The 26,652-nt window shown below is 61.7% G+C and carries 24 protein-coding genes; 13 read left to right on the top strand and 11 right to left on the bottom strand.

From position 1 onward, the window contains the following. Position 1: 1 nt before the first annotated feature. Genes BLS91_RS16855 through BLS91_RS16825 form a run of 7 tightly spaced genes read left to right on the top strand, consistent with a single transcriptional unit; the run spans position 2 to position 8,090 of the window. Positions 2–304: a hypothetical protein gene (locus tag BLS91_RS16855; protein WP_092341916.1), complete on the top strand. Its 303-nt coding sequence runs from the start codon at positions 2–4 to the stop codon at positions 302–304. A gap of 31 nt (positions 305–335) precedes the next feature. Further along, the gene (locus BLS91_RS16850) at positions 336–1,061 is read left to right on the top strand and encodes a DUF8175 domain-containg protein (protein WP_092341915.1); all 726 of its coding nucleotides are present in this window, start codon (positions 336–338) and stop codon (positions 1,059–1,061) included. A gap of 1 nt (position 1,062) precedes the next feature. Continuing rightward, a complete protein-coding gene (locus tag BLS91_RS20045) occupies positions 1,063–2,676 on the top strand; it encodes a TrbL/VirB6 family protein (RefSeq protein ID WP_159433892.1) in 1,614 nt (537 codons plus the stop codon). Between the two features lie 14 nt (positions 2,677–2,690). Then, positions 2,691–4,190 (top strand): SCO6880 family protein, encoded by a 1,500-nt coding sequence (locus BLS91_RS16840; protein WP_198412828.1) that lies wholly within the window; start codon positions 2,691–2,693, stop codon positions 4,188–4,190. Beyond that, positions 4,190–5,866, top strand: a complete 1,677-nt coding sequence (locus tag BLS91_RS16835) for an ATP/GTP-binding protein (protein WP_241983174.1) — start codon at positions 4,190–4,192, stop codon at positions 5,864–5,866. The genes BLS91_RS16840 and BLS91_RS16835 overlap by 1 nt, the downstream gene beginning before the upstream one ends. Next, positions 5,863–7,683 carry a type IV secretory system conjugative DNA transfer family protein gene (locus BLS91_RS16830; protein ID WP_092341913.1) on the top strand — a complete coding sequence of 607 codons (1,821 nt, stop codon included), beginning with the start codon at positions 5,863–5,865 and terminating at the stop codon, positions 7,681–7,683. The genes BLS91_RS16835 and BLS91_RS16830 overlap by 4 nt, the downstream gene beginning before the upstream one ends. Beyond that, positions 7,680–8,090, top strand: coding sequence for a DUF4913 domain-containing protein (locus BLS91_RS16825; RefSeq protein ID WP_241983175.1), 411 nt, complete (start codon positions 7,680–7,682; stop codon positions 8,088–8,090). The genes BLS91_RS16830 and BLS91_RS16825 overlap by 4 nt, the downstream gene beginning before the upstream one ends. Before the next feature lie 16 nt (positions 8,091–8,106). On the opposite strand, the gene BLS91_RS20040 is transcribed toward BLS91_RS16825, so the two are convergent. The 5 genes from BLS91_RS20040 to BLS91_RS16805 form a co-directional block, all read right to left on the bottom strand. Then, positions 8,107–8,262: a hypothetical protein gene (locus BLS91_RS20040; protein ID WP_159433891.1), complete on the bottom strand. Its 156-nt coding sequence runs from the start codon at positions 8,260–8,262 to the stop codon at positions 8,107–8,109. A 72-nt stretch (positions 8,263–8,334) separates the two neighbouring features. Then, positions 8,335–9,624 (bottom strand): MFS transporter, encoded by a 1,290-nt coding sequence (locus tag BLS91_RS16820; protein ID WP_198412829.1) that lies wholly within the window; start codon positions 9,622–9,624, stop codon positions 8,335–8,337. A 289-nt stretch (positions 9,625–9,913) separates the two neighbouring features. Continuing rightward, positions 9,914–10,792 (bottom strand): cytochrome b/b6 domain-containing protein, encoded by an 879-nt coding sequence (locus BLS91_RS16815; RefSeq protein ID WP_244288020.1) that lies wholly within the window; start codon positions 10,790–10,792, stop codon positions 9,914–9,916. 32 nt (positions 10,793–10,824) lie between these two features. Further along, positions 10,825–11,793: an electron transfer flavoprotein subunit alpha/FixB family protein gene (locus BLS91_RS16810; protein ID WP_174775000.1), complete on the bottom strand. Its 969-nt coding sequence runs from the start codon at positions 11,791–11,793 to the stop codon at positions 10,825–10,827. 12 nt (positions 11,794–11,805) lie between these two features. Continuing rightward, the gene (locus tag BLS91_RS16805; protein WP_092341909.1) at positions 11,806–12,570 is read right to left on the bottom strand and encodes an electron transfer flavoprotein subunit beta/FixA family protein; all 765 of its coding nucleotides are present in this window, start codon (positions 12,568–12,570) and stop codon (positions 11,806–11,808) included. Positions 12,571–12,703: 133 nt separating this feature from the next. Here BLS91_RS16805 and BLS91_RS16800 point away from each other — a divergent pair, with 133 nt between their 5' ends. Together BLS91_RS16800 and BLS91_RS16795 are read left to right on the top strand one after the other, a co-directional pair. Continuing rightward, a complete protein-coding gene (locus BLS91_RS16800) occupies positions 12,704–13,858 on the top strand; it encodes an acyl-CoA dehydrogenase family protein (protein ID WP_092341908.1) in 1,155 nt (384 codons plus the stop codon). A gap of 1 nt (position 13,859) precedes the next feature. Next, positions 13,860–14,693: an HpcH/HpaI aldolase/citrate lyase family protein gene (locus BLS91_RS16795; protein ID WP_167552444.1), complete on the top strand. Its 834-nt coding sequence runs from the start codon at positions 13,860–13,862 to the stop codon at positions 14,691–14,693. A 44-nt stretch (positions 14,694–14,737) separates the two neighbouring features. Here the strand turns inward: BLS91_RS16795 and BLS91_RS16790 are convergent, their stop codons facing one another. The 4 genes from BLS91_RS16790 to BLS91_RS16775 form a co-directional block, all read right to left on the bottom strand. Next, a complete protein-coding gene (locus BLS91_RS16790) occupies positions 14,738–15,160 on the bottom strand; it encodes a MaoC family dehydratase (RefSeq protein WP_092341906.1) in 423 nt (140 codons plus the stop codon). A 29-nt stretch (positions 15,161–15,189) separates the two neighbouring features. Continuing rightward, positions 15,190–16,158, bottom strand: coding sequence for a zinc-binding dehydrogenase (locus tag BLS91_RS16785; RefSeq protein ID WP_092341905.1), 969 nt, complete (start codon positions 16,156–16,158; stop codon positions 15,190–15,192). 9 nt (positions 16,159–16,167) lie between these two features. Then, complete coding sequence (locus BLS91_RS16780) at positions 16,168–16,965, bottom strand: enoyl-CoA hydratase/isomerase family protein (RefSeq protein ID WP_092341904.1); 798 nt, start codon at positions 16,963–16,965, stop codon at positions 16,168–16,170. Positions 16,966–17,044: 79 nt separating this feature from the next. Next, the gene (locus BLS91_RS16775; RefSeq protein ID WP_092341903.1) at positions 17,045–17,833 is read right to left on the bottom strand and encodes an enoyl-CoA hydratase/isomerase family protein; all 789 of its coding nucleotides are present in this window, start codon (positions 17,831–17,833) and stop codon (positions 17,045–17,047) included. A 124-nt stretch (positions 17,834–17,957) separates the two neighbouring features. Here BLS91_RS16775 and BLS91_RS16770 point away from each other — a divergent pair, with 124 nt between their 5' ends. From BLS91_RS16770 to BLS91_RS16760, 3 genes are read left to right on the top strand one after another with little or no spacing between them, the layout of a single operon-like run. Next, positions 17,958–19,631 (top strand): long-chain fatty acid--CoA ligase, encoded by a 1,674-nt coding sequence (locus BLS91_RS16770; RefSeq protein ID WP_198412830.1) that lies wholly within the window; start codon positions 17,958–17,960, stop codon positions 19,629–19,631. A gap of 44 nt (positions 19,632–19,675) precedes the next feature. Beyond that, positions 19,676–21,103 (top strand): aldehyde dehydrogenase family protein, encoded by a 1,428-nt coding sequence (locus BLS91_RS16765; protein WP_092341901.1) that lies wholly within the window; start codon positions 19,676–19,678, stop codon positions 21,101–21,103. Between the two features lie 37 nt (positions 21,104–21,140). After that, positions 21,141–22,445, top strand: coding sequence for an acetyl-CoA hydrolase/transferase family protein (locus BLS91_RS16760; protein ID WP_092341900.1), 1,305 nt, complete (start codon positions 21,141–21,143; stop codon positions 22,443–22,445). On the opposite strand, the gene BLS91_RS16755 is transcribed toward BLS91_RS16760, so the two are convergent. Together BLS91_RS16755 and BLS91_RS16750 are read right to left on the bottom strand one after the other, a co-directional pair. Next, positions 22,442–24,016 carry an AMP-binding protein gene (locus BLS91_RS16755; RefSeq protein WP_092341899.1) on the bottom strand — a complete coding sequence of 525 codons (1,575 nt, stop codon included), beginning with the start codon at positions 24,014–24,016 and terminating at the stop codon, positions 22,442–22,444. The genes BLS91_RS16760 and BLS91_RS16755 overlap by 4 nt on opposite strands. Positions 24,017–24,022: 6 nt before the next feature. Further along, entirely contained in the window at positions 24,023–24,883 is an 861-nt protein-coding gene (locus tag BLS91_RS16750) for an HTD2 family dehydratase (RefSeq protein WP_092341898.1), read from the bottom strand. Between the two features lie 358 nt (positions 24,884–25,241). On the opposite strand from BLS91_RS16750, the gene BLS91_RS16745 reads away from it, so the two are divergent. Continuing rightward, entirely contained in the window at positions 25,242–26,606 is a 1,365-nt protein-coding gene (locus BLS91_RS16745) for an MFS transporter (RefSeq protein WP_092341897.1), read from the top strand. Positions 26,607–26,652 lie beyond the last annotated feature (46 nt).

Here is a 26,652-nt window from a genome sequence, read left to right as displayed (position 1 = left end):
AATGTCCCTCTCCCTCGCAGCCGCCCACGCGCTCACCACAATCGGTCAGGTCCTCACCGACCTGCCCGACCCGGATCCGCTAGCCCCACCCGGATTCGGCGCCGTGACCACGCTCGTTGCCTGGGCCAAATGGGTGGGTTTGATCGCCGCGATCCTGGCACTGATCGCTGTCGCCGTGATGTTCATGTTCAACGCACGACGCGGCGAGGGCGGAGAACACGTCAAAACGCTCGTCAGCATCCTGGTCGGCGTCATGATCATCGGCGCTGCAACCGCACTCGTCGGATTCATCTCCGGCTCCTAACACCCGCACCTACCGCGCGAAGGAGCAACGCATGACGAACACCGAACACAAAAGCCCATTCTCACGACCGGGATTCATCGCCGCCGCAACCGTCGTCGGGATCATCGTCCTCGCTGCGATCATCGTCCTCGTAACATCGCTGAACCCCGGCACGGGCGATAACACCACCCAACCAACGAGCAACCCCACGTCAACGACCCCCAGCGGCGACGCCGCCGACAAGAGCGTGTGCGGACTCTCAGGGCTGGAGACAAAGAGTTCGCTGACGCTGGCACCAACCAACGAATGGGAACTCGTGGGTTCTGTCGCCGCACCTACCGATCCGGAGGGCGCGGGACCGGGTACCACCGCGGGTCAATTCCGAACGTGCTTCGCACATACGGCAGAAGGAGCCCTTTTCGCAGCAGTGAATGCCGTAGCCGCCAGCACCGACTCGCGAAACTCATCCCGGATGTGGGAATTGCTAGCTGATGGCCCGGCCAAAGACGCCGTTAAAGACGCCGGCGAGCAGACACCGTCTTCAGGCAACACTCGCCTTCAAGTTGCTGGTTTCAAGGTGAACAACTACTCAGCCGCCGAGGCCACAATCGACGTTGCTTACACGATTACTTCAGAGGGTGGATCCCTCGTGAGTTATCCAACAGTGATCCGCTGGGAAGATGGCGATTGGAAGGTCGTCGTAACAGAAACCGGGGCACCTATCGCGCCTGGCCCGTTGTCCAATCTTGGCGGCTACATCCCTTGGGCCGGTGTCTAGCATGGCCGTAACGGATATCGATTGCTCAAACCCGGTCAACGCCATTCTCAACGCTGCTGAATGCGCCCAGCAGGGTGTCGGCAACTTCGTCGCGAATGCGTCGAATGATGCCGTTCAAGAGTTGGCGAACCGTGTTCTGGAGGGATTCGGGAAAGCTCTGGCGAGTATCGGGACGATGTGGGTTGCTGTACCAACACCGGTCCTCACGGCCGGTGACGGAACGACGGAGACGCTCACAGCGCCTCCGGGGTCAGATTCCTTCACCACCATTCTTGACTACGTGACCTTCATCGGCCTCACCGTCGCGGTGTTGTCGATGATCGCTCTGGGTGCGACCATCGCTCTTCGGAGCCGTCGCGGTGAGGGTTTCCGTCATGTGGGCACCCTCGGGGTCATTTTCATAGCGATCTTGCTCATCTCGGGTGCGTCCGCGCTCATCGGCGGGCTCTTGGGCGCGAATGCGCCCGAGGGATCGTCGACGACCGTCGGGTTCTTACAAAACTCGCTCTGGTACTACGTCGGTGGCCTCGCGATCCTCTCCGTGATCATCGGCGGGATTCGAATGGCGTGGGAACAGCGTGCACAGCCGGGCAAGGATCTAATCCAGTCACTGATTACCCTCATTGTGGTTTCGGGGACTGGCCTTGCGATCATTACCCTCGCTACGGCTGCTGCCGATGCGTTCTCGATCTGGATCCTCAACGGAGCTACGGACTGTGATGTGTCCGTGGCCGGAGGGTCCAATTGTTTTGGAACGAACGTCGCGACCATGGTGGCAGTCACGGCCAGCTCACCGATCGGACTGATCGGGGTCCTCATTCTGGGCTCGATCGCTCTTCTGATGACCTACGTCCAAGTTGCACTCATGGTCGTTCGCGGCGGGCTGCTGGTCATCCTGGCCGGCGTGTTGCCGCTGACAGCGAGCTTCACGAACACGCAGATGGGCAAGCAGTGGTTCGGGAAGGTGATCGGGTGGACGATCGCCTTCATTCTCTACAAGCCTGCCGCCGCTCTCATCTATGCAGCGGCGTTCAGCCTCACCGGCACGGACGCTTTCCAGGATGACGGCGGAGGTATTTGGACGATCCTCACCGGACTCGCGCTGATGCTCATGGCCCTCATCGCCTTGCCCGCTCTCCTCAAATTTGTCGCACCGATGACGGGTGCTGTCGCAGGCGGTGGCACTGCAGGCCTGGCAATGGCTGGCGCAGCTGGGGCGATCGGCGGCGATCTGGCCAGCGGTGCAATCAAACGGATGAGTAGCTCGTCGTCGACCCCCGCAGGCGGTGGTGGCGGCAGCGATGCTCCGACAGGTTCAGGTACGCCCGGCGGTGGCAAGCCATCGGCTCCCACCCGGACACCCTCTGGCGCGGGGGGCAGCCCTGCATCTGCCGCAGGAGCAGGAGCCGCAAGCGGCGGCGCGGCAGCGGGTGGCGGCGCGGCAGCGGGTGGCGGTGCCGCGGCGGGTGGGGCTGCGGCTGCGGCTGCTGGGCCTGCTGCACCCATTGTCATGGGCGCACAGATGGCGGGCGCCGCTGCCAAGGGCGCCGCCGATGCCGCGAAGAGTGCCGTGCAGTCGGCGGCCGATGACTCAACCGGACCGAGCAAGTCCTAAGTAGGAGGTTCTCGATGACAATGCACAGCGCAACGCGCAGCTACGGCAACTGGACGAAACCAAAGACCGCTGGCCTTCTGGGCTTGGGATCAATCGGCACGACGATTTTGTTCGTTGGTGCCGGTTTCAGCGTCATCGTGACGATGGCCTCAAACATTCTCAACGGCGTCGTCACGGCGCTCGTGTTCGGGATGTTCCTTCTGACGGTCGCAGTCACAGACAAGCACGGTCAAAGCCTGCTGATGCGAGCCACCACACGGGTTGGGTGGATGGTGACTAAAAGCACGGGGACGCATATCTACCGGTCCGGACCGCTCGGCCGCGCCGAGTGGGGCACAGCGCAACTGCCCGGCCTGGCCGCAGGGTCCAGGTTGACGGAGTGGCACGATAGCTACAACCGCCCATTCGCACTATTACAGGTCCCCGCGACGTCGGACTACACCGTCGTCATCGCGACGGAGCCCGACGGCGCAGCGCTCGTCGACCGCGAACAGGTCGACGTGTGGGTTGCCGAGTGGGGCCTGTGGCTCGCCAGCCTCGGCGACGAACCCGGCATCGAAGCCGTCTCCGTGACAGTTGAAACGGCCCCCGACACGGGCACGCGGCTCCGCCGCGAAGTGAACAGTCGCATTGCTCCCAACGCCCCAGAATTTGCCACGAACATCCTGCACGACCTGGTGCGGCAGTACCCGGCCGGTTCCGCGACCATCAAGGCCTACGTTGCCATCACCTTCAACGCCGCTGCTCGCGTCGGAGGGAAGAAACGCACTCCCGATGAAATGGGCCGCGAGCTGGCCTCGCGCCTGCCCGGCCTCACGCAAAGCTTGTCATCGACGGGCGCGGGGGCAACGCGCCCGCTGAGCGCTCAAGAACTCTGCGAAGTCATCCGCGTCGCCTACGACCCGGCTGCAGCACGACTCATCGACGACGCGAACGCAGCCGGTGAACCACCCGAGCTCTACTGGCCCGAGGTCGGCCCCACAGCCCATCAGGCGAATTGGGACTCCTACCGGCACGATTCGGCGTTGTCGGTGACGTGGATGATGAGCGGCGCCCCGCGCGGCAACGTCCCCTCAAGCATCCTGGCCCGACTGCTCGCGCCGCACCGCGACGTCGCACGGAAGCGTGTCACACTGCTCTACCGGCCGATTGATGCGGCCAAGGCCGCGGCGATCGTCGAGGCAGACGTACGCGCCTCGACGTTCAATGTGCAGTCCGCAAACAAGCCCACAGCACGGAGCATGACCGCAACACGGGCCGCTCTCGCCACAGCGCAGGAAGAAGCCTCCGGCGCTGGCCTGGTCAACTTCGGGATGCTCGTCACCGCCACAGTGATCGACGCCGCCCACGAGGCCGACGCGAAGGCCGCAATCGATAACCTCTCCGCTACCGCACGGCTGCGACTCCGTATTGTTCACGGATCTCAGGATTCCGCGTTCGCGGCCGCGCTTCCACTCGGCCTGGTCCTGCCGAAACATTTGCGGATTCCGTCTGAGGTTAGGGAGCAGCTCTAATGCCCGCCATCGATTCCACCCGGCGCAACGCCGCAAATTCGAAACTCACGTCGAAGCCGCGCGAGCTGGCCAAGACGAAACAGACGAAAGCAGACAAGGAGAAGAAGCCCCAGATCCGTCGTCCCGGTCCTCGAGGCTGGTTGGGCCGCGGCCGCGGTGAGGCCACCGTTATCCAGCCGGCAGATGAGTGGCGCGGAACGACCGTGCAGGTGTGCGGCATGCACCCCTTTTCGGTTGGAACAGGGACGCCGATGGTCGGCGTACCGATCGGACTCCAACTCTTCACCGGGGCGACCGTCTGCGCCGACCCCATTTCCTGGTTCCAAGACGCCGGCCTCATCTCGAACCCGTCCGTGTTTGTGCTCGGCCTGCCGGGCCTGGGCAAGTCAACGCTCATCCGAAGGATGGCCACCGGCGGCGCAGGATTCGGAAACCTGCCGTTGGTGCTGGGCGATCTCAAACCTGACTACGTCGACATGATCCGTGCCCTCGGCGGGCAGGTCATCACTCTCGGCCGTGGCCGCGGGCACCTGAACATCCTCGATCCCGGAGAAGCAACCGCGGCCGCCGAACGGCTACGCCTCGCCGGTAAGGAAAAGGAACGGCAAATGGTGCTCGCCGACGCTCACGGCCGCCGGCAAACGATGGTGTCCGCCCTCCTCACAATCCTGCGCAAAGACCCACCCTCCGCTCGCGAGGAAGCCATCATCGACCGGGCCCTCACCGTCCTCGACGACCGCAGTGGGGGAGTCCCCGTGCTCGGCGACTTGCTGCGCGTGATTCAGGAAGCACCCCAGGAAGTGCGCGCGGTCGCCCTGGACCGTGGCGACCTGGAGCGGTATAAGAAGATCACGGAAGAGCTAGAGGCCTCACTCATCAGCCTCACCTCCGGTGGACGTTTAGGCGAAACCTTCGCCCACCCCACCGACGTTCCCATGATGCGAGACCGCCCCGTTGTCTATGACGTATCCTCGATCGATGACTCCGACACCGACATGCAAGCCGCAATTCTCCTCGCCTGCTGGTCGGCCGGCTTTGGCACCGTGAACATTGCCAACGCCCTCGCTGACGCCGGCCTCGAACCACGTCGCCATTACCTCGTTGTCCTCGACGAGCTCTGGCGGGCACTGCGCGCTGGAGCGGGCATGGTCGACCGGGTCGACGCCCTCACCCGGCTGAACCGTCAACGCGGCGTGGGCCTCGCGATGATTTCGCACACGATGAGCGACCTTCTCTCCCTGCCCAGCGAGTCCGACCGGATGAAGGCACGCGGCTTCGTCGAACGGTCCGGCATGGTCATCGCTGGCGGTCTACCGGGCGCGGAAATGCCCATGCTCACCAGCGCTGTTCCACTCTCGCGCGCCGAACAGGAACTGCTCACGTCCTGGCAAGATCCCGGCACCTGGGATACCGGGTTGGGGCGCGAATCCGACCCTCCCGGCCGGGGCAAGTTCCTCATCAAGGTCGGCGGCCATCCGGGCATCCCCGTCAAGGTAGAACTGATCGAATCAGAACGCGCGATCAACGACACCAACAAACTCTGGCACCCCGCATCGTCGTTCCCCGAACCCGACGAGTCCAGCCCGATCAGTGGACGGGGCAGCACCGACGACGCGCGGCATGACGTCGATGGCGAAGCCGGCCGTACAGCCGACGAAGAGGATAGTGCGGCATGAGTGCATCGAACAGGCGAAACCAGCCCGGCGTCGATGGGCAGACGATCATGCTGATCGTGTGCCTCGCGCTCGTGGCTGTGGCCCTGGGCGCTGTGTGGGTGGCCGTGACGTGGGGCTCACAGCTGGACGGGGTCAACTCCGACCTGACCGGTGACCCTTTCGGCCTGTTTTTCGGCGTGCTGGGAGGCTCCGTAATCTGGCCGGCGTCCGGGACGTGGATTCTCGCAGCCACGCTCGTCGCGGTGCTCGTCCTGGGCGTCCTCGTCGCCGTGTCGGTGTCGCGTGCCCGGCGACGCCGAAGCAACGTCGACGGAGCTGCGACCTACATGGGCAAGGGGCGCGATCTTCGCGCGCTGTCAGCCACGGGAGCGAAAGCGACCGCGCAGCGTCTCGGCGTCACCGACTGGCTCGGCGTCCCCATCGGCATCACCGTTGCCGGACGGCACATGCTCTACGGATCTCCCGAAGATATGCACGTCGATATCTGGGGGCCCCGCACCGGAAAATCCACCAGCCGTGCAATCCCGGCAATCCTGTCTGCCCCAGGCGCCGTCCTCACCACGTCGAACAAGCGAGACGTTCTGGATGCCACGCGTGATGTGCGAGCCGCCGGAGGCGGCCGCGTGTGGGCGTTCGACCCGCAGCGCATCGCTCTGGAAGAACCGACTTGGTGGTGGAACCCGCTGAGCTATGTCACCGATGATGTGAAGGCCGCGAAGCTGGCCGAGCATTTCGCTACCGGTTCTCGTGCCGGCGATTCTCGCGCCGACCCGTACTTCGACAACGCCGGCCAAGATCTCTTGGCTGGCTTCCTCCTCGCGGCCGCCGTAGCTAACTTACCCATCACGAAGGTGTTCACCTGGACCACAACGCCCGGCGATGAGGCTCCGGTCGATATTCTGCGCGCTCACGGCTACGACCAGATGGCCGACGCCGTCGACGGCCAAGTGAACGGCGAACCGCGACGACGCGACAGCGTCTATGGGACGGCCGCGCAAATGGCATCATGCCTGAAGGTCCGCGCAATCGGACAGTGGGTGACACCCATAGGCGGCAACCTTGCGGGGGACTCCCGGCCGCAGTTTGACCCACACGCATTCGTGCGCAGCCGCGACACCCTCTACAGCCTCTCCAAAGAAGGCAAAGGAACCGCCGGGCCCCTCGTCACCGCCCTCACCGCAGCCACCGTCGAAGCCGCAGAAGAACTCGCCACAACCCAGCCCGGCGGACGACTAGCCGTTCCGTTGCTCGGTGTTCTTGATGAAGCGGCGAACGTGTGTCGCTGGCACGGCCTCCCCGACCTGTACTCGCACTACGGCTCAAGGGGAATCGTCCTCATGACCATTCTGCAGTCATGGTCACAGGGCGTCGAAGTGTGGGGCAGAGACGGGATGCGCAAGCTCTGGTCAGCCTCCAACATCGCCGTCTACGGCGGCGGCGTTAAAGAACCGGAATTCCTGGGCGAGCTCTCCCAAATGGTCGGCGACTACGACAAACACACCACCTCAACCAGCGTCGGCCGAGGAAACCGATCGACATCCCACCAAGTGCAGCGCGAGCGCACGTTGGACGTCGCGGACCTTGGAGCTCTGCCCCGCGGCCGCGCCGTCGTGTTCGCCTCCGGCGCACCCGCAACACTGATCGAAACAGTGCCGTGGATGCGAAGCTCTCACGCTAACGCCGTCCGCGCGTCCATCGCCGCACACGACCCGTCAAGCCGCACGGCGCCGGTCAATGAGCTTCCGGTGCCGGCAGCACCGGCTGGCGACACGCACGCCTCGTTGAACGCAGCTCCACGACAGGAAGACGACCTGTGAGCGAGTTCGACGCACTCCGCGATGACGACGACGAAACAGAAGCTTCAGAGGAGGCCGTTCCGCAGCTGTTCTACGGATCGTCAGACGAATTCATGCGCGACCGACTCCGGCACATGTATTCCCGCCGCGTCGGCCCGGGAAACGCGAGCTTTCGATGGGCAGCGAACTGGTGGAACTACCCCGAAGCGCTCGCCCGCATCGACGCCCTCTGGCGCGCCTGGGAACACCTCAGGCTCGACGGCGCCACCGGATCAAGCACCTGGTGGATCGAACACGCCGACCACCACATGCCAATCCTCATGAGCACAGAAGGGCCGTTCGCAAAATCCGAGGACACCAACAAACCCGGTGAGCCACTGCCCTACATTGCACCACCGGAAGGGCTGTTCCCCGATATGCGACCCTAGCCACGTTTTTCGATTCTCACCATACGGGCGCATCCACGGCAGAATCGCCCGCGATGGAATTCAAAGTTTGACTAAGAGCACGGGTGGTTTCCAGTGCCGTCACGTTGAGCGGCGGATTATTCAGGGTCAGTGTGGAATTCCACTGGCGAATCGTAGTCGGAACCGTGGGCATCGGCGTATCCTTTCGGAAGCTGTGAAGACGATGAGCCGCCGCGGCCTAAACCACGGCGGCTCAAACAAAAATTCAAATGTGGCGAGACGATACTGAGGGGGTTCTATCCTTCAGCGACGCCTTGGGCGCCGCGTTGATCTCATCTTGGTAGCTCTCCCTGGCCAGCCGAATAGCGCCGATGCTAATGAACGCGCCAACGATCATGTAGATACTGAGCGGCACGCTACTTCCTGCCCACACCACCAGCGCGGTCGCCACCAAAGGAACAGGACCGCTGGTGATCATTCCTCCCAAGTGATAAGCAACCGATGTCCCCGTGTAGCGAACCTTCGTCGGGAAGAGTTCCGAGAAGAATGTCGCCTGAGTGCTGTACGTCGTTGCGTGCCCGACCCCAAGAATCAGGCACAGGGCCAACACAATCAGAACCGGGTTACCGGAATCGACAAGCCAAAAGAAGGGAAATGCGAAAGCTGCTACGAAAAACGCTCCTCCCATAAGGACTTTCTTACGGCCGATCCGGTCAGCAAGGATGGCGGACGCAGGAATTGTGAAAACTTCAACGAAGGAAGCGATACAAAGGCCGATCAGCATGAGATTGGTATCCATGCCTGTCCGCTGGGCTGCGTAACTAATGATGAAGACGGCGCCAATGTAGTAGGGAATGTTTGGTGCGGCGGTGGTCGCCATGCCGATAAGTGCGGGCTTCCAGTGATATCGCAGAATTTCCACGATGGGAACACGAGATTGTTCTCCCTGTTCCTTCATTCGGACGAATGCCGGCGATTCCAGAACCTTAAGCCGAATGTATAGACCGATAACGACCATAATGCTGCTGGCTAGGAACGGAATTCTCCAGCCCCAAGCCAGGAAATCGTCCTCTGGAAGCTGTACGACTGCAAGGAATGTGAGGGTAGCCAGGATCATTGCTATGGGGTTACCCATCTGCGGCCAGCTGCCGTAGAAGGCCCGTTTATTCTTGGGCGCGTGTTCGACGGCCATCAGGACAGCTCCGCCCCACTCACCGCCCACTGCCAGACCTTGAAGCAGCCGGCAGAGGACCAGCAGCGTAGGAGCAAGCAGACCGACCTGGTCGTATGTAGGTAGGAGGCCTACGACTACGGTCCCCACGCCCATCATCAGCAGTGAGAGCACGAGCATCTTTTTGCGTCCCAACCGATCTCCAAAGTGCCCGAAAACGATCGCGCCGACCGGACGTGCGACGAAGGCGACTCCAAAGGTAGCGAAGGATGCCAAGACGCCAGTTGTCGGATCCAAAGATGAAAAGAAAATCCGGCTGAAGACCAATGCTGAGGCGGTACCAAAGATGAAGTAGTCGTACCACTCCACCATGGTCCCGATCATGCTTGCAAAGGCTGTTCTTCGGGGACTAAGCCGGTCGTCTTTGACCGGAGCTATCGAAGCCATTTAGTTCGTCCTTTTCTCAAGTGAAGCCCCCTGAAGACCGTCAGGGACGGCGTGGGATCGGGTCAAAAAATATCGTGCGTCTGAGCAGAGAGGAACCCGCTCACCAGCGATGCAATCAACGTCTTTCTGAGTTATTCTGTAGTCTATAGAAAATAGAGTCAAGGGCTATTTGGTAATATCGACTTATTTCGCGCAGCCCCGGCGAGTGGGTTGCCACCAAATTGCATTAACGTGTGACCGACCCGGTCCTCGCCGCAATCGCGCGCAACACGATCGGACTTGCCGCGAACCATGCTCCGGTCATGACCACGACGCTTGCCGCGAAGATACCGAAGCCCCACCACGTGCCATCCTCCCGGGAGGCGTACATGTGGTTGAGGTTGCGCAAGGCTCCCGTCGCCATCACGAGCGCCACATGGGTGATGATGAACGCCACGAACACGAGCATGAGGGGGAAGTGGATTGCGCGCGCCGCTTGCACTGGGTAGATGGCGTTGAGGCGCTTCGTCCCCTTTGGCCAGGCTGGCGACATCCGAAGTCCCGTGATGATCGCCAAAGGAGCAGCAATGAACACGATCATGAAGTAGCTCAGTAATTGAAGGGCGTTGTAGTTCACCCAGCCGTTTTCGGTTGGCCAGTTCAGCGAAAGATACTGGATGCCCACCGAGACGGCGTTAGGAAAGACGTCCCAGCTCACCGGGATAATCCGCATCCAGTGCCCAGTAGCGAACACGATCACATAAAACACGATGCCGTTGAGTACCCACAGGGCGTCAATGCTCAGGTGGAACCAGAGCGACAGGCTGATGCGGTTGGGCGTTCCCTTGGTACGGATCAGTCCGGCACTGCCGCGGATCCAGTATGCGGCGGGGCGCTTCGTGTTGCGCACCTCAAGGCCCGAGCGGATGATGAGCAGAAGGAACAGCATGTTGAGGAAGTGCTGCCAGCCCAACCACCACGGCAGGCCGACCGGAGCACCCGCCGGCAGCTCCGTCTGACCGGGGTATTGGGCGATGAACGACGCGATCGCCGGGGCATCCCGCAACGCCTTCGCTGCAAGCACCGCAGCCGCGAGAAATACGATCGCGGCCGGCACAACCCACACCAGCTGCCCCCACCGGTTATGAGGCGCAGCGCTCACCGGGACCGCTCGCGGATCGCCTCGATCAATTGGGGCACGACAGTGAACACGTCGCCGACCACACCGAAATCGGCGATGTCGAAGAGGGGAGCATTGGCGTCCTTATTAATGACGACGATGGTCTTGGCTGTCTGCATGCCTGCCCGATGTTGGATTGCACCCGAGATTCCGAGGGCGACGTAGAGGTCGGGGGTCACCGTCACTCCTGTCTGACCCACTTGGGCGGACTGAGCGATGTATCCGGCATCTACTGCGGCGCGGGATGCCCCAACGGCGGCTCCAAGCGCATCCGCGAGTTGTTCCACCAGCGCGAAGTTCTCTTGGGAGCCGATGCCGCGACCGCCGGAGACGACACGCGACGCCCCCCGTAGATCCCTGCGGCCCGCCTCGAACACGGCATCTGCCGCCGCATTGACCACAGCGAAACGGGACGTGTCGACGTCAATCGCCACCTCCATGACCTCAGGAGTGGCGGCAGCGGCGCGGTCGCCGATCGCGCCCAGTCGGATAGTGGCGACGAGCGGACCGCTTTCTGCGGTCGACTGGACTAGGTAGGCTCCCCCGAGCACCGAATGTGTGGCAACCACGGAGCCTGCTTCGAGGGTGATGTCGACAATATCAACTGCAAGGGCGGCGCGCAGTCGTACGGCAACGCGGGCCGCCACCTCGCGGCCTTCAACTGAATTGGCGGCGAGAATCGCCGTGATCGGCCCTGCGTTCGCGGCCGCCACGAGGGCTTCGACCTCGTGCGCCAATAGCAACCCATCTGTGTTGCTCGTGGCAACAACGACGCGAGCTGCGCCGAGGCTGCCGAGTTCAGCTAACAGGCCTTCACTCTTGTGGGGGGCTGCAACCACCACGGCGACGGGGTCGCCGAGGCGCGCGGCTGCGGCGAGCAGCATCCGCGCGCTGGGGCGGATCGCTCCCGTGGGGGTGAGCTCGATGAGGGCAAGAGCAGTTGTCATGATAACCATTCGTCAGATCAGTCGGTTGTCAGCGAGGAACTTCGCCAATTGCATGCCCGCATCGCCCGCGTCGATGACCTTTGTTCCCGCACTATGGGGCGGGCGTTTGCTGGTCGAGTGCACAAGGGAGCGGGAAGGCTCCGAGTCCAGCTGCAGGTCGCTGAGTGAGATGGTCTTTACAGGCTTCTTCTTGGCGCCGAGAATGCCCCTGAAACTGGGAAAGCGCGGCTCTGCGGAACGCTCAGTTATGGATATCACGGCTGGCAGCGAGGCGGATACGTCAACGGTCCCGTAGTCAGTTGCACGCTCACCGGCCACCGAATTAGGAGCAATGGTCACCGTGTCAAGGAAAGTGGCGTTTGGCACGCCCAGGTGTTCGGCGATCATCGCGGGGATGACGCCACCGCGGCCGTCTGTTGATTCATTGCCAGCGATCACTAGGTCGAATCCGTCCAGTGCGATCACGCCTGCGAGAGCGCGCGCCGTCCACCCGAGGTCCGATCCTGCGAGGGAGTCATCGACGAGGTGGATGCCGGAATCCGCTCCCATAGCTAAGCTCTTGCGGAGGACATCGATGGCGCGGGCGGGTCCCATTGTCACCGCGACAACTTCCGCGTTCGTAGCATCCTTGTACTGGAGGGCTACCTCGAGTGCGCGCTCGTCAATCTCATCGATGACCTGCTCACCCGTCGTTCGGATGAGTGCGCCGGTGACGGAATCGAGCGAGCGCTCACCCCAAGTGTCCGGTACCTGCTTTACAAGCACGAGTATTTTCACGCGACTCTCCTTTGCGGTACGTTTTCTGCCGTAGGGACTATATTAGGTATTCTATATTATTTTAATTTTGCCGGAGAGAGTATCCCTTGCATCCGACACATTGCCGGCGCAACGATGCGCGGAGAGGACACACATGAGTCTGCATCTGAATGAAGAAGAGGCATCCCTTGTCGACACGGTTCGCCAGTTCATTGACCGGGACGTGAAGCCAACTGTAAGGGAGGTGGAACACGCGAATGAGTACCCCGAGAAGTGGATCGAGCAGATGAAGCAGATCGGAATCTTCGGGCTTGCTGTCCCGGAAGAATATGGGGGGTCGCCCGTATCGATGCCGTGCTACGTGCAGGTGACTGAGCAGCTTGCGCGGGGTTGGATGAGCCTCGCTGGCGCCATGGGCGGGCACACCGTCATAGCAAAGCTCATCACGATGTTCGGCACAGAGGAGCAGAAGCAGCATTACTTGCCCGCGATGGCGACGGGGGAGATTCGTGCGACGATGGCGCTCACCGAGCCGGGCGGCGGGTCGGACCTGCAAGCGATGTCGATGACCGCTCTACCCGACGGCGACGAGCTCGTCATCAATGGTTCGAAGACCTGGATCACCAACGCCCGACGCTCTCAGCTAATCGCGTTGCTGGCGAAGACCGACCCTGGGGCGAATCCCCGACATGCGGGCATCTCGATCATCTTGGTTGAGCATGGTTCCGGCCTCACGGTATCCCGGGACCTACCCAAACTCGGATATAAAGGAGTGGAATCCTGCGAACTCTTGTTCGACGATTACCGTATTTCCGGCTCCGCCATTCTGGGCGGCGTGCCAGGAAAGGGATTCGCGCAAATGATGAAGGGGCTGGAGACAGGACGCATCCAAGTCGCTGCTCGATCCCTGGGCGTCGCGACGGCGGCATTCGAAGATTCCTTGGCTTACTCTCAGCAACGAGAGACCTTTGGAAAGCCGATCTGGAAGCACCAGTCGATCGGAAATTACCTAGCAAACATGGCGACCAAGCTAACGGCGGCACGTCAACTGACGCGATTCGCGGCTGAGAAGTTCGACAGCGGCGAGCGGTGCGATATGGAGGCAGGAATGGCAAAGTTGTTCTCGTCCGAAATAGCGATGGAGATCGCGCTTGATGCTGTAAGGATCCACGGAGGCTATGGCTACTCGACAGAGTTCGACGTTGAGCGTTACTTCCGCGATGCTCCTCTCATGATCGTTGGTGAAGGAACCAACGAGATCCAGCGCAACGTGATCGCGAATCAACTCGTTTCTCGCGGTGGTTTCTAAAGTGGCTGAGGCCGAGGTTGTCGGCGAGGCGATCACCGCCCTCTTCGTGCCAGGGGATCGCCCGCAACGGTTTTCCAAGGCGGCCGCGGCTAGGCCCGACGTCGTTATTGTTGACTGGGAAGATGCGGTCGCGCCCCAATCGAAAGCCGCCGCCACAGCATCCACGATGGAGTTCCTTTCCGATGGGTTCGTCGCCCTCGTGCGAACAAACCCTATTGGAAGTCCCACGTTTGAATCGGAGCTTGAAGCGCTTGCCGAGCTCGCGACGACACCTGGCAACGGGTTGCTCGGCATCATGCTTCCCAAGGCTGATTCGGCCCAGGACGTGGAACGTATTTGTCGCCGACTGCCGGCCAATCTCGCCGTCGTTCCGCTGATCGAGTCTGCCGCAGGGCTCGTCGCGGCCATGAAGCTTGCCGCGATTCCGGGTGTGACGCGACTCGCGTTTGGCGCGATCGACTTTGCCCTCGACATCGGCGCAGACGACGGAGACCAATACCTCGCATACGCGCGCTCTGAGCTTGTCGTTGTCTCCCGGGCGGCGAACATTGCTGCGCCGTTGGACTCTCCGACGCCGGAATTTGACGATGTCGAATTCGTCGCGTCAGCCGCCCGCTATGCACGTGGATTCGGTTTCAGTGGCAAACTTTGCATTCATCCCCGGCAGGTATCGATCGTCGCCGCCGCTTTCCTGCCTGACGATGTCACTGTGGCGTGGGCCCGCAAAGTTGCTGGTGCCGCGGATGGCGTCTCCACCGTCGATGGGACCATGGTCGATCGCCCGGTTATCGAGCGTGCTCGGCGCGTTCTGCGCCGTATCGGCGAGGCCGTTTGACCGGGCAAGGAATCCTGGGTGTCCAGTCAAACGCCCTCGGGCCGTCAGGTCGCGTAGAGGATGTGCTGGCCGACGCCGACAAGTTCTCCGCGCTGGTTGTAGGCGTCGGCGAGGGCGAAGTGTTTCTTGCCCTCGGGTGCGCGAAGGGGGTCCATCGCATAGCTTGTCGTGATGGTGTCGCCGAAGTAAACGGGTTTAATGAAACGCACACCATCCCAGCCATAGGATACGATCTCGATGCCTTCCCGGGTTGCCCAGGCAGTGCAAGCGGACGACATGAGGCCGATCAGGATTACGCCGTGTGCGATGCGCTGGCCGACCGGCTGGCTGGCGGCATACTCGGCGTTGAGATGCACGGGATGGGTATCGCCGGTCAGGCCGGCGAACTGGTAGACGTCGCCTTCGCTGACGGTCTTGGCGAAGCGTTCAGCTCCCGGCAGGTCCTTCACATCGCGACGTTCTGGCATGGATAGCTCCTTTGTTGGGGATGAAGTTGTCAGGGAATGACGAGGATCTTGCCTGCAGCGTCGCCCGAGTTCAGGCGGACGAAGGCCTCGCGAGCGCTGACGAGCGGGAAAATGGAGTCGATCGACGGGGCGAGATCCTTGAGCTCACAAAATGCGAGAAGTCGCCGCATTTCCTCTAGCGTGCCCATGCGAGTGCCGATAATCCGCAGACCGAGTGAAAACACGCGGCGCAGTGCCAGCGGTGGCAGATGGCCCGCTGTGGCACCAGCCACCACGAGTGTGCCTCCGGGCCGTAGCACTTTCATTGAGTGGTCCCACGTCGCGGCGCCGACAGTCTCCATGACCGCGTCGACGCGCTGCGGCATCCACTGGCTTGGCTCGAAGACATGCTCTGCCCCGAATCTCAGAGCGAGTTCACGCTTGGCGGCGGTGCGTCCGGTTGCCCACATGCGGTAGCCGGCCGCGCTGCCGAGCGTGAGAAGTGCCGATGCCACTCCGCCCGACGATCCTTGGACGAGAACGATCTGCCCGGGCGAGGCATTCGAGAGGCTGAAGAGCATTCGATACGCCGTGAGCCACGCGGTTGGCAGTGCGGCGGCTTGCTCATAGGACATGTGAGCAGGCTTGGGCAGAAGGTTCGCGGTGGGTACGAGCACACGCTCCGCGAAAGTTCCATCCTGTTGCTCCGAGAGCAACGAGTCGGTGGTCGGGTCGATCCCCGAGCTTGGCACAGAGCCGGGCATGGTGATGACTGGGTAGATCACGACCTCAACGCCGTGTTCGTCAGTACCGGCCGCATCCGACCCGAGAACGCGTGGAAGGGCCTCCGCTGGTAAACCGATGCCACGCAGTGCCCAGATGTCATGCCCGTTAAGCGCGGCGGCGCGTACGCTGACCGTCGACCAGCCGGCTGCGGCTCGAGGCTCCGGGCGTTCCCCGAAGACGAGGGCATCGAGCGGGAACTCCGGAGAAAACGATGTTGCATACGCCGCTTTCATCTCAGTGTCTCAGCGGTTGTAAGCGAAAACGGGACGACGCTTCTCGAGGAATGCGTCGATGGTTTCGCGGGCGTCCCGGGTGTCGCCGATGCGACCGATCGTATGGGCCTCGTCGTCCAAATGCTGTTCGAGACTTACGCCGTACGCCGTGCGCACGAGGCGTTTCGTCTCGGCCAGGGTCTGCTTCGGCACAACCAGCAGCGACGCCACGATCGAGTCGATCTCTTCATCCAGCTGGGCATCCGGCACAGCGCGGCTTGCGAGCCCGCGACTCACGGCCTCGACCGCGGAGACGCGGCGGTTCGTGAGGATCATGTCCATCGCAGCGGCCATGCCCGAGCGGTGTGGCAGCTCCCACGACACGCCCGTATCGGGGGAGAGGCCGCTGCCGGTATATCCCATCCGGTAAACAGCCGACTCGGCCATGACGATGATGTCGGCTGCGAGCACGACCCCCACGCCCCCGCCGCCAACGGACCCGTGCACCTTCGCGATGACCGGCACCGGCAGTGCCTCAATCCCGCGGATCGCATCATGCAGTGGCACTGCCACCGTGTAGCAAAGATTGGCGTCGGGAGCGGCCTGTTGGAAGCGGACGAGGTCGCCGCCCACGCAGAAACGCTTGCCCTCGGCACGGAAAACGAGGACCCTGAGATCGTCGCGGGCGCTGAGCTCGGCGACGGCGTCCCGCAGTTGATACGACGTCGCCAAGTCGAGAGCATTTCCCGCCTCGGGGCGGTCGAGAACAAGGTGGGTTATCCCGTCGTGATCCTCGATGCGGACCCCATTATTTGCTGAGCTCACCATGCGCGGTTACCTTCCAAACATCATCGTCGATTGTTCTATACAATATATGGAAATCGAGTAGAGCTCCACCACACCGAAATCAGCGATGGAAGAACGCGGGGGTCCGCCTCGAGATGAAGGCGCTCACGCCTTCGCTCGCGTCAGCCGTCGTGCACACTTCGTCGAACAACGGTACCGAGGCGAGCAGGGCCTGAGAGTCCGACATGTCCCGCCGCAAGGAAATGGCGCCTTTTGCCAGGCGAAGGGACACCGCCGGTATTCCTGCGAGTTGACGCCCCAGTTCCATTGCCGCAACGAGCGCCGTGCCACGGGGGGCAATGCGATCGACAAGGCCCCATTCGAAAGCGATAGCCGCGTCAAGCGGCTCCCCCAGGAAAATGAGCTGCTTTGCGCGAGCCTCGCCTATTCGGCGAGCGGTGCGAACTGGTCCGCCCGCACCGGGAAATAGGCCGAGCTTCACCTCGGGAAGCCCCATGCTCGTAGTCTCGTCCGCCACGATGAAATCGCAGCAGAGTGCCATCTCGAGGCCCCCACCGAAGGCGACTCCATTGAGTGCAGCGATCGTGGGCTTTCCCAAATTTTCGAGGTACGTGAAAGTCTCGTTTTCAAAAGCAATCTTGCGTCTGATGATGTCGCCGGCCACAAGCATCTCCGGCATCTCCTTGATGTCGGAGCCCGCGTTAAATGCCCGGTCCCCAGCTCCGGTGAGCACTACCGCTCGAATCGTATCGTCGGCGGCGACCCGGCGCACAGCATCTGCCAAGGCACGCGCGAGGCCGAGCGTAGTCACGTTCATGGGCGGGTTGTCGAGGGTCACCACGCCTACTTGGTCTACGACTTCGAGATGGACCAGTTGATCATCGGACATAGCTTCCTTTCACGGAATCAGATTTGACGCGGCTCATTTTTCCATATTATATAGAAGACACGAGTTCGAGGCCGAGCTCATCACAACGCCGTGACCCTTCGGAGGACCAATGCAAGGCATGATCATGGACGAGCCGCTCCTGCTATCGACGCTCCTCTGGCGAACCGAACGGCTCTACCATGACAAAACGATCGTCACGCGGTTGGGGCACGATCGCTATCACAGCTACACCTATGCCGAATGTGGGCAGCGCGTACGCCGCCTCGCCAACGCGCTTACCACTCTCGGCGTCGAGCAAGGAGACCGAGTAGCGACCCTCGCGTGGAACCACTACCGCCACTTCGAGACTTACTACGCGGTTCCCGGGATGGGTGCAACGTTGCACACGGTAAACCTGAGGCTCTTCGAGGAGCAGCAGGCCTACACTCTCAACCACGCCGGCTCGAAGGTTCTCATCCTGGACGTGGATCAGCTCAGCCTCGCTGAGAAGCTCGTCGAGATCGGCATTCCGGGCATCGAATCCTTCGTCATTATGACGGACGGCCCCTTGCCTGAGACGACGCTCAGCCCCGTGTACCACTACGAGGAACTGCTCGCGGCCGCGTCGCCCGCATTCGAGTTTCCCGAGTTGGATGAGCGCAGTGCTGCGGCGATCTGCTTCACCTCAGCGACGACGGGCAATCCCAAGGGTGTCGTCTACTCCCACCGGGCACTCGTCTTACAGTCCATGGCACTCAACATGCAGAACCAATTGGGCATCAGGGAGCAGGAAATCTGGATGGCGATTTCTCCCATGTTTCACGCGAATGCGTGGTGCGTCCCCCACGCAGCACTGCTTGCGGGGGCAACACTTGTGCTTCCCGGTGTGCATCCACTGGAGGCCGACTATATTGAGACGATCCGCGACCAGCGGGTGACTGGAATGAATGCTGCCGTCACGGTGGGCTCCATGATGCGGGACTACCTGCTTGATGGCCATGACGACGTTGACACCTCATCGCTTCAGCGCATGTGGCTCGGTGGGCAGGCACCCCCTCGCGGCCTTATGGAGTGGTGGGGCAAGAACAGGGGCGTCACCGTTTTCACGGGTTACGGGATGACCGAGTCTTCACCGCAGGTCTGCTTCTACTCCGCAAAGAGCTCGCTCAGTGACTTGGACGAGGAATCCGTGTGGCGACGCCGCACAAGCGGAGGCCTGCCCATTCCCCTCATGCGCGTCAAGATCGTCGACGAGGCGGGCGAGGAACTCCCGTGGGACGGCAACGTGGTCGGCACGATCATGATCCGGTCGCCGTACACGGTCAATGGTTACTTGGATGACCCGCGCAGTGCGACCGCAGTCATCGATGGCTGGTTCGACACGGGTGATCTCGGGTGCATCGACCCCGACGGGTACGTCACCGTGAAGGATCGTGCCAAGGACCTCATCAAGTCCGGCGGCGAGTGGATCTCGTCGATCGACCTCGAGAATGCCCTGATGACTCACCCGCATGTCCGCGAGGCAACCGTGGTGTCGGTACCTCACGAGAAATGGCTCGAGCGCCCCGTCGCGTGCGTAGTGCTGAATCACTCGACCACCGTGACGGGCGCGGAGCTGAGCGACTTTCTTCAGGAACGGTTCGCTAAATGGTGGATCCCCGACGCGTTCCTCTTCCTGGCTGATGTCCCGAAGACGAGCATGGGAAAGTTCAACAAGAAGCTCATCCGCGAGTTGATCGCCGAGGGCGGGCTCCAGCCTGTTGAAGAGTGGACCAATACCTCGGCCAAGGAGTCGTCGGCCGCCCCTATTGCCTCGTAACTCTATACAATATCTACTGCGTTCACTCTGATAGGAAGCCCAACATGACCGAAATCCAGGACCGCACCACGATATACATCGACGGACGATGGGTCCCCTCCACTGGCTCGACGGTGATCGAGGTCGAGAACCCGGCGACAGAGCAGGTTATCGCTCGGGTGCCTGCGGGCACCGAGGAAGATGTCGCGAAGGCGATTGCTGCCGCCCGCCGGGCATTCCCGTCCTGGTCGCAGACGACCGTACATGCGAGGGCTGGCCTGCTGCGCAAACTGCAGCAGGCCCTTGCTAAGCGCGAGGATAACATCGCACTCACCGTCTCCATGGAGATGGGGAGCCCCATGCGCATCTCCAAACGGATCCAGGCTCCACTGCCGCAGGTCGTGGTGGGCGCCTACGCCGACCTCGTCGAAAGCTACGAGTTTGAGGAGAACGTCGGCAACACGCTTGTGACGCGCGAGCCCGCCGGCGTCGTCGGCGCCATCACGCCGTGGAACTACCCCCTACACCAGATCACCAATAAACTGGCGCCAGCTCTCGCAGCCGGCTGCACCTTCGTGCTCAAGCCCAGCGAAGTCTCTCCCCTCGTTGCTTACCTGCTCATGGACGCGGTGGACGAAGCTGGCTTCCCGCCCGGCGTCGTCAACATGGTTCCGGGCTACGGTCCTGAGGTTGGGGAAGCCCTCGCGAGCAGCCCGGACATCGACGTCATCTCGTTTACGGGATCACAACGCGCCGGCACACGTGTCGCGCAGGTTGCCGCCCCCAACGTCACCAGGGTCACGCTCGAACTCGGCGGCAAATCCGCCAACGTCATCCTTGACGACGCCGACTTCAGCATCGCAGTGAAGGTAGGTGTCGCGAACGCTTTCCTCAATTCCGGCCAGACCTGCGTGGCGTGGACCAGGATGCTCGTCCCGGCCGACCGCTATGAGGAGGTTGTGCAGATGGCGGCCGGGTTCGCCAACACGTACACCGTGGGTGATCCCCTCGACCCGGCGACGAAGCTTGGGCCCGTTGCGAACCGCGCCCAACGCGACAAGGTCCTTGGACTCATCGACACCGCGCGCGCCGAAGGCGCCCGCGTCGTCGTCGGCGGCACCGACAAGCCTGCCGGCCTTGAGCACGGCTACTACGTAGCACCGACGATCCTGGCCGATGTAGACCCCGACTCGACGATTGCGCAGGAGGAGGTGTTCGGTCCAGTCCTGTCTATTCTGAGCTACACGGACGAGGACGACGCCGCTGCGATCGCGAACAACTCGCGCTACGGACTCTCGGGGGGTGTCTGGTCTGCGACCAATGAGCGCGCGCTGGCTTTTGCTCGGCGTATCCGGACTGGCAACGTGGACATCAATGGCGCAGCGTACAACCCCATGGCGCCGTTCGGCGGTTACAAGCGGTCCGGCATCGGTCGTGAGATGGGTCGGGAGGGACTCGAGGAGTTCCTGGAGGTCAAGTCGATCCAGCAGTGATCTGCTTACGAAGATTGCCGCCAGATGGGTCTCGGCCATGAGTACTGAAATGCAACGCGCCACGCGGGCCATTGTGGCGGGGTCTCGGGTGGTGGCCTCCCCATACTGCTCGACGCCGTCCACGCTACTGCGCGAACTCGGCGACCTCTCGGCGGTGGTGCCCGGTCTAGCTCTCTCCGCGGGTCTACTCCTGGGGGAGATGCCGTTTCTCGACGCGGTGAAAACGGGCTCGCTGCGCTTGATGAGCTGGCATATGTCGGGCGCACTGCGGGGCCTTGCCACGCGCGGCATCGTCGACTATCTGCCCTTGCGCGCCAGCGAAGTCGCCCGTCATCTGTCCGGACGTGTGGATGTTGCGCTCATCCGCGTCTCGCCACCCGATGCTGGGGGCTGGTGCAGTCTCGGCCCGTCCGCGAGCTATACCAAGGCTCTTGTCGCCACCGCTGGCGTAGTTATTGCGGAAGTGGATACAACGATGCCTCGCCCAGTCGGTGAGGATGCTCGAATCCGGCGGTCGGACATCGACTTCCTGGTCGATTCAGACACTGCCTTGGCGACTTACCCTGAAGCTGCTGCCTCGGAAGTGACCGACCGCATCGCGCGCACCGTGGTCGACTTTATTCCGAATGGCGCGAACGTTCAGCTCGGAATTGGCGCCGTGCCCCAGTCCGTTGCATCCCAGCTGGCTGTTGCGGACGTTTCGGACCTTCGCATGATTGGTCTGGCGTGCGACTCGATGATCGGTCTCATGGAATCCGGTCGCCTGATGCCTGGCGAATCTATCCGTGCGGCGGAGATACTCGGTACAGATATGATTTTCTCGGTCGCGGACGGGAACCCGGCGATCAGGCTTGCGTCGTCAGCGACTATCCACAACCCGCTGTGGCTCGCAACGCAACCGCGCCTCATCTCGGTGTGCTCTGCACTCGCCGTGGACCTCAGCGGCCAGGTTGCCTCCGAGTCCATCGAGGGCAAGATACTTGCTGGCGTGGGCGGAAGCGCGGACTTCTTCGATGGCGCGGGTTTGTCTGCTGGAGGCTTACGCATCATTGCAATACCCTCGACGACGAACGCGGGCGGCAGTCGCATCACGGCGGAGTTCGGCACGGGAACCGCAGTCACGCTCCCGCGCCATTCCGTGGACGTCGTCGTCACGGAATTCGGCGCAGCGACGCTCAGCGGGCTCCCCATCGCCGAGAGGGCCGTGGCGTTAGCGGCGGTGGCGGCACCTCAGCATCGAGACGCCCTGCTCGCAGGGACCTCTAGCTCCCTTACGTCGCACGCGGAAGGCAGGGGCGCGCGCGCCGAAGGTCGCAGGCCCCTGTCCAAGGTCAAGACTTAGCCTCTCACAGAGGGAACACGCAAGGCTTTCTTGTCCGGCTTGCCTAGGCTCGTGAGCGGAACAGCTTCGATGAAGTGCACAGACTTGGGTGTGTAGATAGGACCCTTACGTTTCTTTACGAGGGCCATTAGATCCGCACCGTCCACGACTGCTCCCTCGTGTAAGACGACGAAGGCTGTGACGGCCTCCCCCCATTTATCGTCGGGCAAACCAACAACGGCGGCGGCGGCAACAGCGGGGTGGGTGAGTAGCGGTCCTTCTACTTCCGCGGGGTAGACATTGAAGCCGCCGCTGATGATCACGTCCTTGGCGCGAGAAACGAGGGTAATGAATCCGTCCGTGTTTTGTACCGCCAAATCACCGGAACGCAGCCAGCCGTCCTTGAGCGCTTTGGCGGTTTCCTCCGGAAGGTTACGGTAGCCGTCCATCACGAGTGGACCGCGCACACTCAACTCACCGACCGTCCCAGGGGGCACCTCATCACCGTTGTCGTCGAGCAGCCGGAGAGTGATGCCCGCGGAGGGTCGTCCACAAGAGGCGAGGCGGTCCGGTCGTGTCGGGTCGTGCTCGCTTGGCAACAGGGTGGTAACAACATTGGGCATTTCTGACTGACCGTAGAGCTGGAGGAAGATTGGGCCGAAGAGCTCGAGCCCCTTGATGAGGCGCGGCACCGTCATGGGAGCGCCGCCATAGACGAGCAGTTCGAGCGAGCTCAGGTCAGTCTCGGCCGTCGACGGGTCGTCGAGGAGCGAGTAGACCATGGACGGCACGCAGAAGGTCATGTTGACCTTGTGCTTTGACACGGCACTGAGGAACGCGTTGATCTCGAAGCGCCGTCGCATGATTACGGTGCCGCCGAACCATAGGGCTCCGAGCGGGAACCAGCCGGTAGCGTGGCTCATTGGTGCGGTGACGAGAAAGCGCGGCTCGCTTGGCCACGGCCAGTCGGCCAATTGCAGCAGGTGGTTGGCGACGATCGCACGGTGCGGAAGGATGACACCTTTCGAGCGTCCGGTCGTCCCGCCTGTGTAGATGACCATCGCCGTGTCGTCGGACGTGACTGCCGTATCAATGGCGATATCTGGCTCAGCGTCGGCGGCCAGCCGCAGGAGGTTCGTACCGAAGTCCGCGTCGTCTAAGGTCAGGAAAATTGTGTTCGGCATTGCCTCGGCGAGTTGGCGGCCGCGCTCTCTGTGGTCTGCGCAGTCGACGATAATCACTGTCAGATCAGCGTCCTGAGCAATAAAGAAATGGTCGTCGAATGAGCCGAAAGGGTGCAGCGGTGTGACGCGTCCGCCGTTGGCGACACCCGCCCACTGTGCCAGCCAGCCGTCAGGGCGGTTTGCGGAGAGCAAGCCAAAGCCCTTGCCGTGCGTGACACCGGCCGCGCGCAGCGCTGTGCGCAGACGGCCGAAGAGGTCTAAGGCCTCGGGGAAACTTATCTCGGTGTCGTCGGCTGCAATGAACGCGGTACCAGCAGTGCGCCGGCCCAGCGCATTGGTCACGAGCGCCCCGTAGGTGCTCTGCACGCCAGCTGCGGAGGTGGTCATGGTGGCGGTGGTGGTATTCATGTCATTTCACATTTTTCGAAAGACGGCCTGAGCCGTAATTGATGTGGCCTTGCCGGTGCTTCCGGCTTCCAGATGCCACACCGCGTCTTCACGGGTGGCACAGGCTTCAATGTCCGGTCCCACGAAGGCCGGTCGCGTGAGGCGGTATGTGTAACGTTGCAGCAGAGACGGCGGGAGCTCGTGGCGGGGCACCTCAAGAGCGAGCAGCCCCAGCAGCGGTCCATGCACAACAAGGCCGGGGAAGCCTTCCACATCCGTTGCGTATGGATGGTCGTAGTGGATGCGGTGGGCGTTGTTCGTGAGCGCGCTGAATCGGAACAAGAATGTCTCATTGACGATCGTGGTCCTCATGTCGGCGCGAGGATCTGCACGGGTATCTTGCGTAGGTGCGGGCGGGCGGATCTCTCCGGGAGTCTGGCGGCGATAGACGATGTCCTCTTCCTCGGTCGCTACCAGGTCGACTCCATCAAAGTATTGGTGGCGAACTGTGACGAACAGTGATGGACCCGAACGCCCGGACTTTTCCTCCGTTTTGGCCAGCGTTGACCGCCTGGTGTACTCAGTGCCAAGCCTGATGGGACTTTGTTGTTCAAAACGGCCACCGGCGAACATTCGCTTGCGATCGGGGATGGGCGGGAGGAAGTGCCCGTCCCTCGGGTGGCCATCCGGCCCCAGGTCAGCTTGCGCGTGCACCTCGGTGAAGAAGAAGGAGTGCCACAAAGGAGGGAGAGCATCCCCGGAGCTACTCCCTGGGGACTCGACGTCCAAAAGCGCGGCAAATCGATTGACTGCATCGGCCGAGGCCGTTCGAGTCATGACCTGCGCATCAGGATGCCAGTCCGCTAGGTAGGAACTGAGTTCCTGCATCGATACCTACTTTCATAGTGAGGTCTTGAACTTGGCGCCGCTCGCAATTTCGCGAACCGAACGAGTCATTGTCTAGAATATATAATCTTTTTTACCAAACAGAGCACTCGCTTGTAAACGAGGAGGCGTGAAGCAAATAGAAAATAGCATCTTTGATCAATTTGTGTATTATACAGAGTATAGAGTCTGTTGCTTCTTGTATGCGACGTGCGGAGCCTTAATTGCGGGTTATGGCCCTGAACCATCGGTCCGTGGATCGCGATCAATCATTTCTAGTAGCACCGGACGTGCCTGATTGGTTCTCACTCACGAGCAGTTCCAGACAGCCGAATTGCATTTATGACAAAGGAGTCTCTGCATGAGCGTTCCACAAACAGTCGACCGGAAGGTTTCTGAAGCCTCCCTGGTCAACCCGAAGATGCGACAGCGGGCCTTAGTGTCTTCAGTGCTGGGCACCACCATCGAGTGGTATGACTTCTTCGTTTACGGGGTTGCAGCTGCCATCGTGCTGAATGTGCTGTTCTTTCCCGATGCTGATCCATTCGTGGGCATATTGCTGTCGTTCAGCACTTATGCCATTGGGTTCGCGGCGCGGCCGCTCGGCGGCGTTATCTTTGCCCACTTCGGTGACCGGCTGGGCCGCAAGAAGATGCTGATGATCACCCTGGGCTTGATGGGCGGTGCGACCTTCCTCATCGGGTGTCTCCCCACCTACGAAACCATTGGTGTTGCAGCGCCCATTCTCCTTATTTTGCTGCGCATCCTGCAGGGTTTGGGTGTCGGCGGCGAGTGGGGTGGGGCAATCCTGATGGTCACTGAATTTGCGCCGCCACGGCGGCGAGGCTTTCTGGGATCATGGCCGCAGGTCGGTGTTCCCGCCGGCATGCTCCTTGCAAACGGTGCCTTCTTTGCTGTCAGTGCGAGCTTTGATCCAGAGGCTTTCATGGCTTGGGGCTGGCGAGTGCCGTTCCTGTCATCGATTCTTCTCGTCGGGCTCTCCTTCTACATTCGAAGCAGAGTTGTGGAGTCCCCCGTGTTCGAAGAGCTGAAGGAGACGGGCGACATTGAGAAGTGGCCGGTACTTCAGGTGATCAAGAAACGGCCGCTCACGACCCTGCGCGTGATCATGATGCGTGTCGCCGAAAACGCGAATTTCTATATCTTTACGGTCTTCCTGCTCGCCTATGGGCCGACCATCCTTCTCGAAAGAAACGACATTTTGATTGCCACCATGATCATGTCCGCTCTCGGGCTCTTCTCTCTTCCCTTCTGGGGTTGGGTCTCTGACCGGTGGGGCCGTCGAAACACCGTGGTTGCCGGCGCATCGACAATGCTCCTGATGGCGTTTCCCTTCTTCTGGGGCGTGCAAACAGGAGATTTTCTCATTGTTGTGGTGGTGCTTGTTCTCACCATCAACGTCGGTCGCGATCTCTCTTACGCCGCAGAGCCGGCTTATTTCACAGAACTGTATGAGCCGAAGCTGCGCTACTCAGGAGCATCCGTAGGACCGCAGGTAGCGGCCGTCTTTGCTGGAGGACTGGCACCCCTCATCGCAACGCTGCTCATCGGACCCGATTTCGATCGATACTGGCTTGTAGCGTTATATGTTATTTTCTTGTCCATGATCACGATCATCGGGGCCGTTCTAACGCCTGAAACCGCACCTCGTGTGCGACTTCGCCGAGGCCTCAGCGAGGAGTACGACGCCACGACGGCAAGATAGGCGAAAGGGGGAGGACGTCAAGCATGATGCGAGTCGAGTCGTTGCG

Origin of the sequence: Cryobacterium flavum, assembly GCF_900103805.1 — a bacterium.
GTDB lineage: Bacteria > Actinomycetota > Actinomycetes > Actinomycetales > Microbacteriaceae > Cryobacterium > Cryobacterium flavum.
This window is presented reverse-complemented; position numbering and strand designations above follow the sequence as displayed.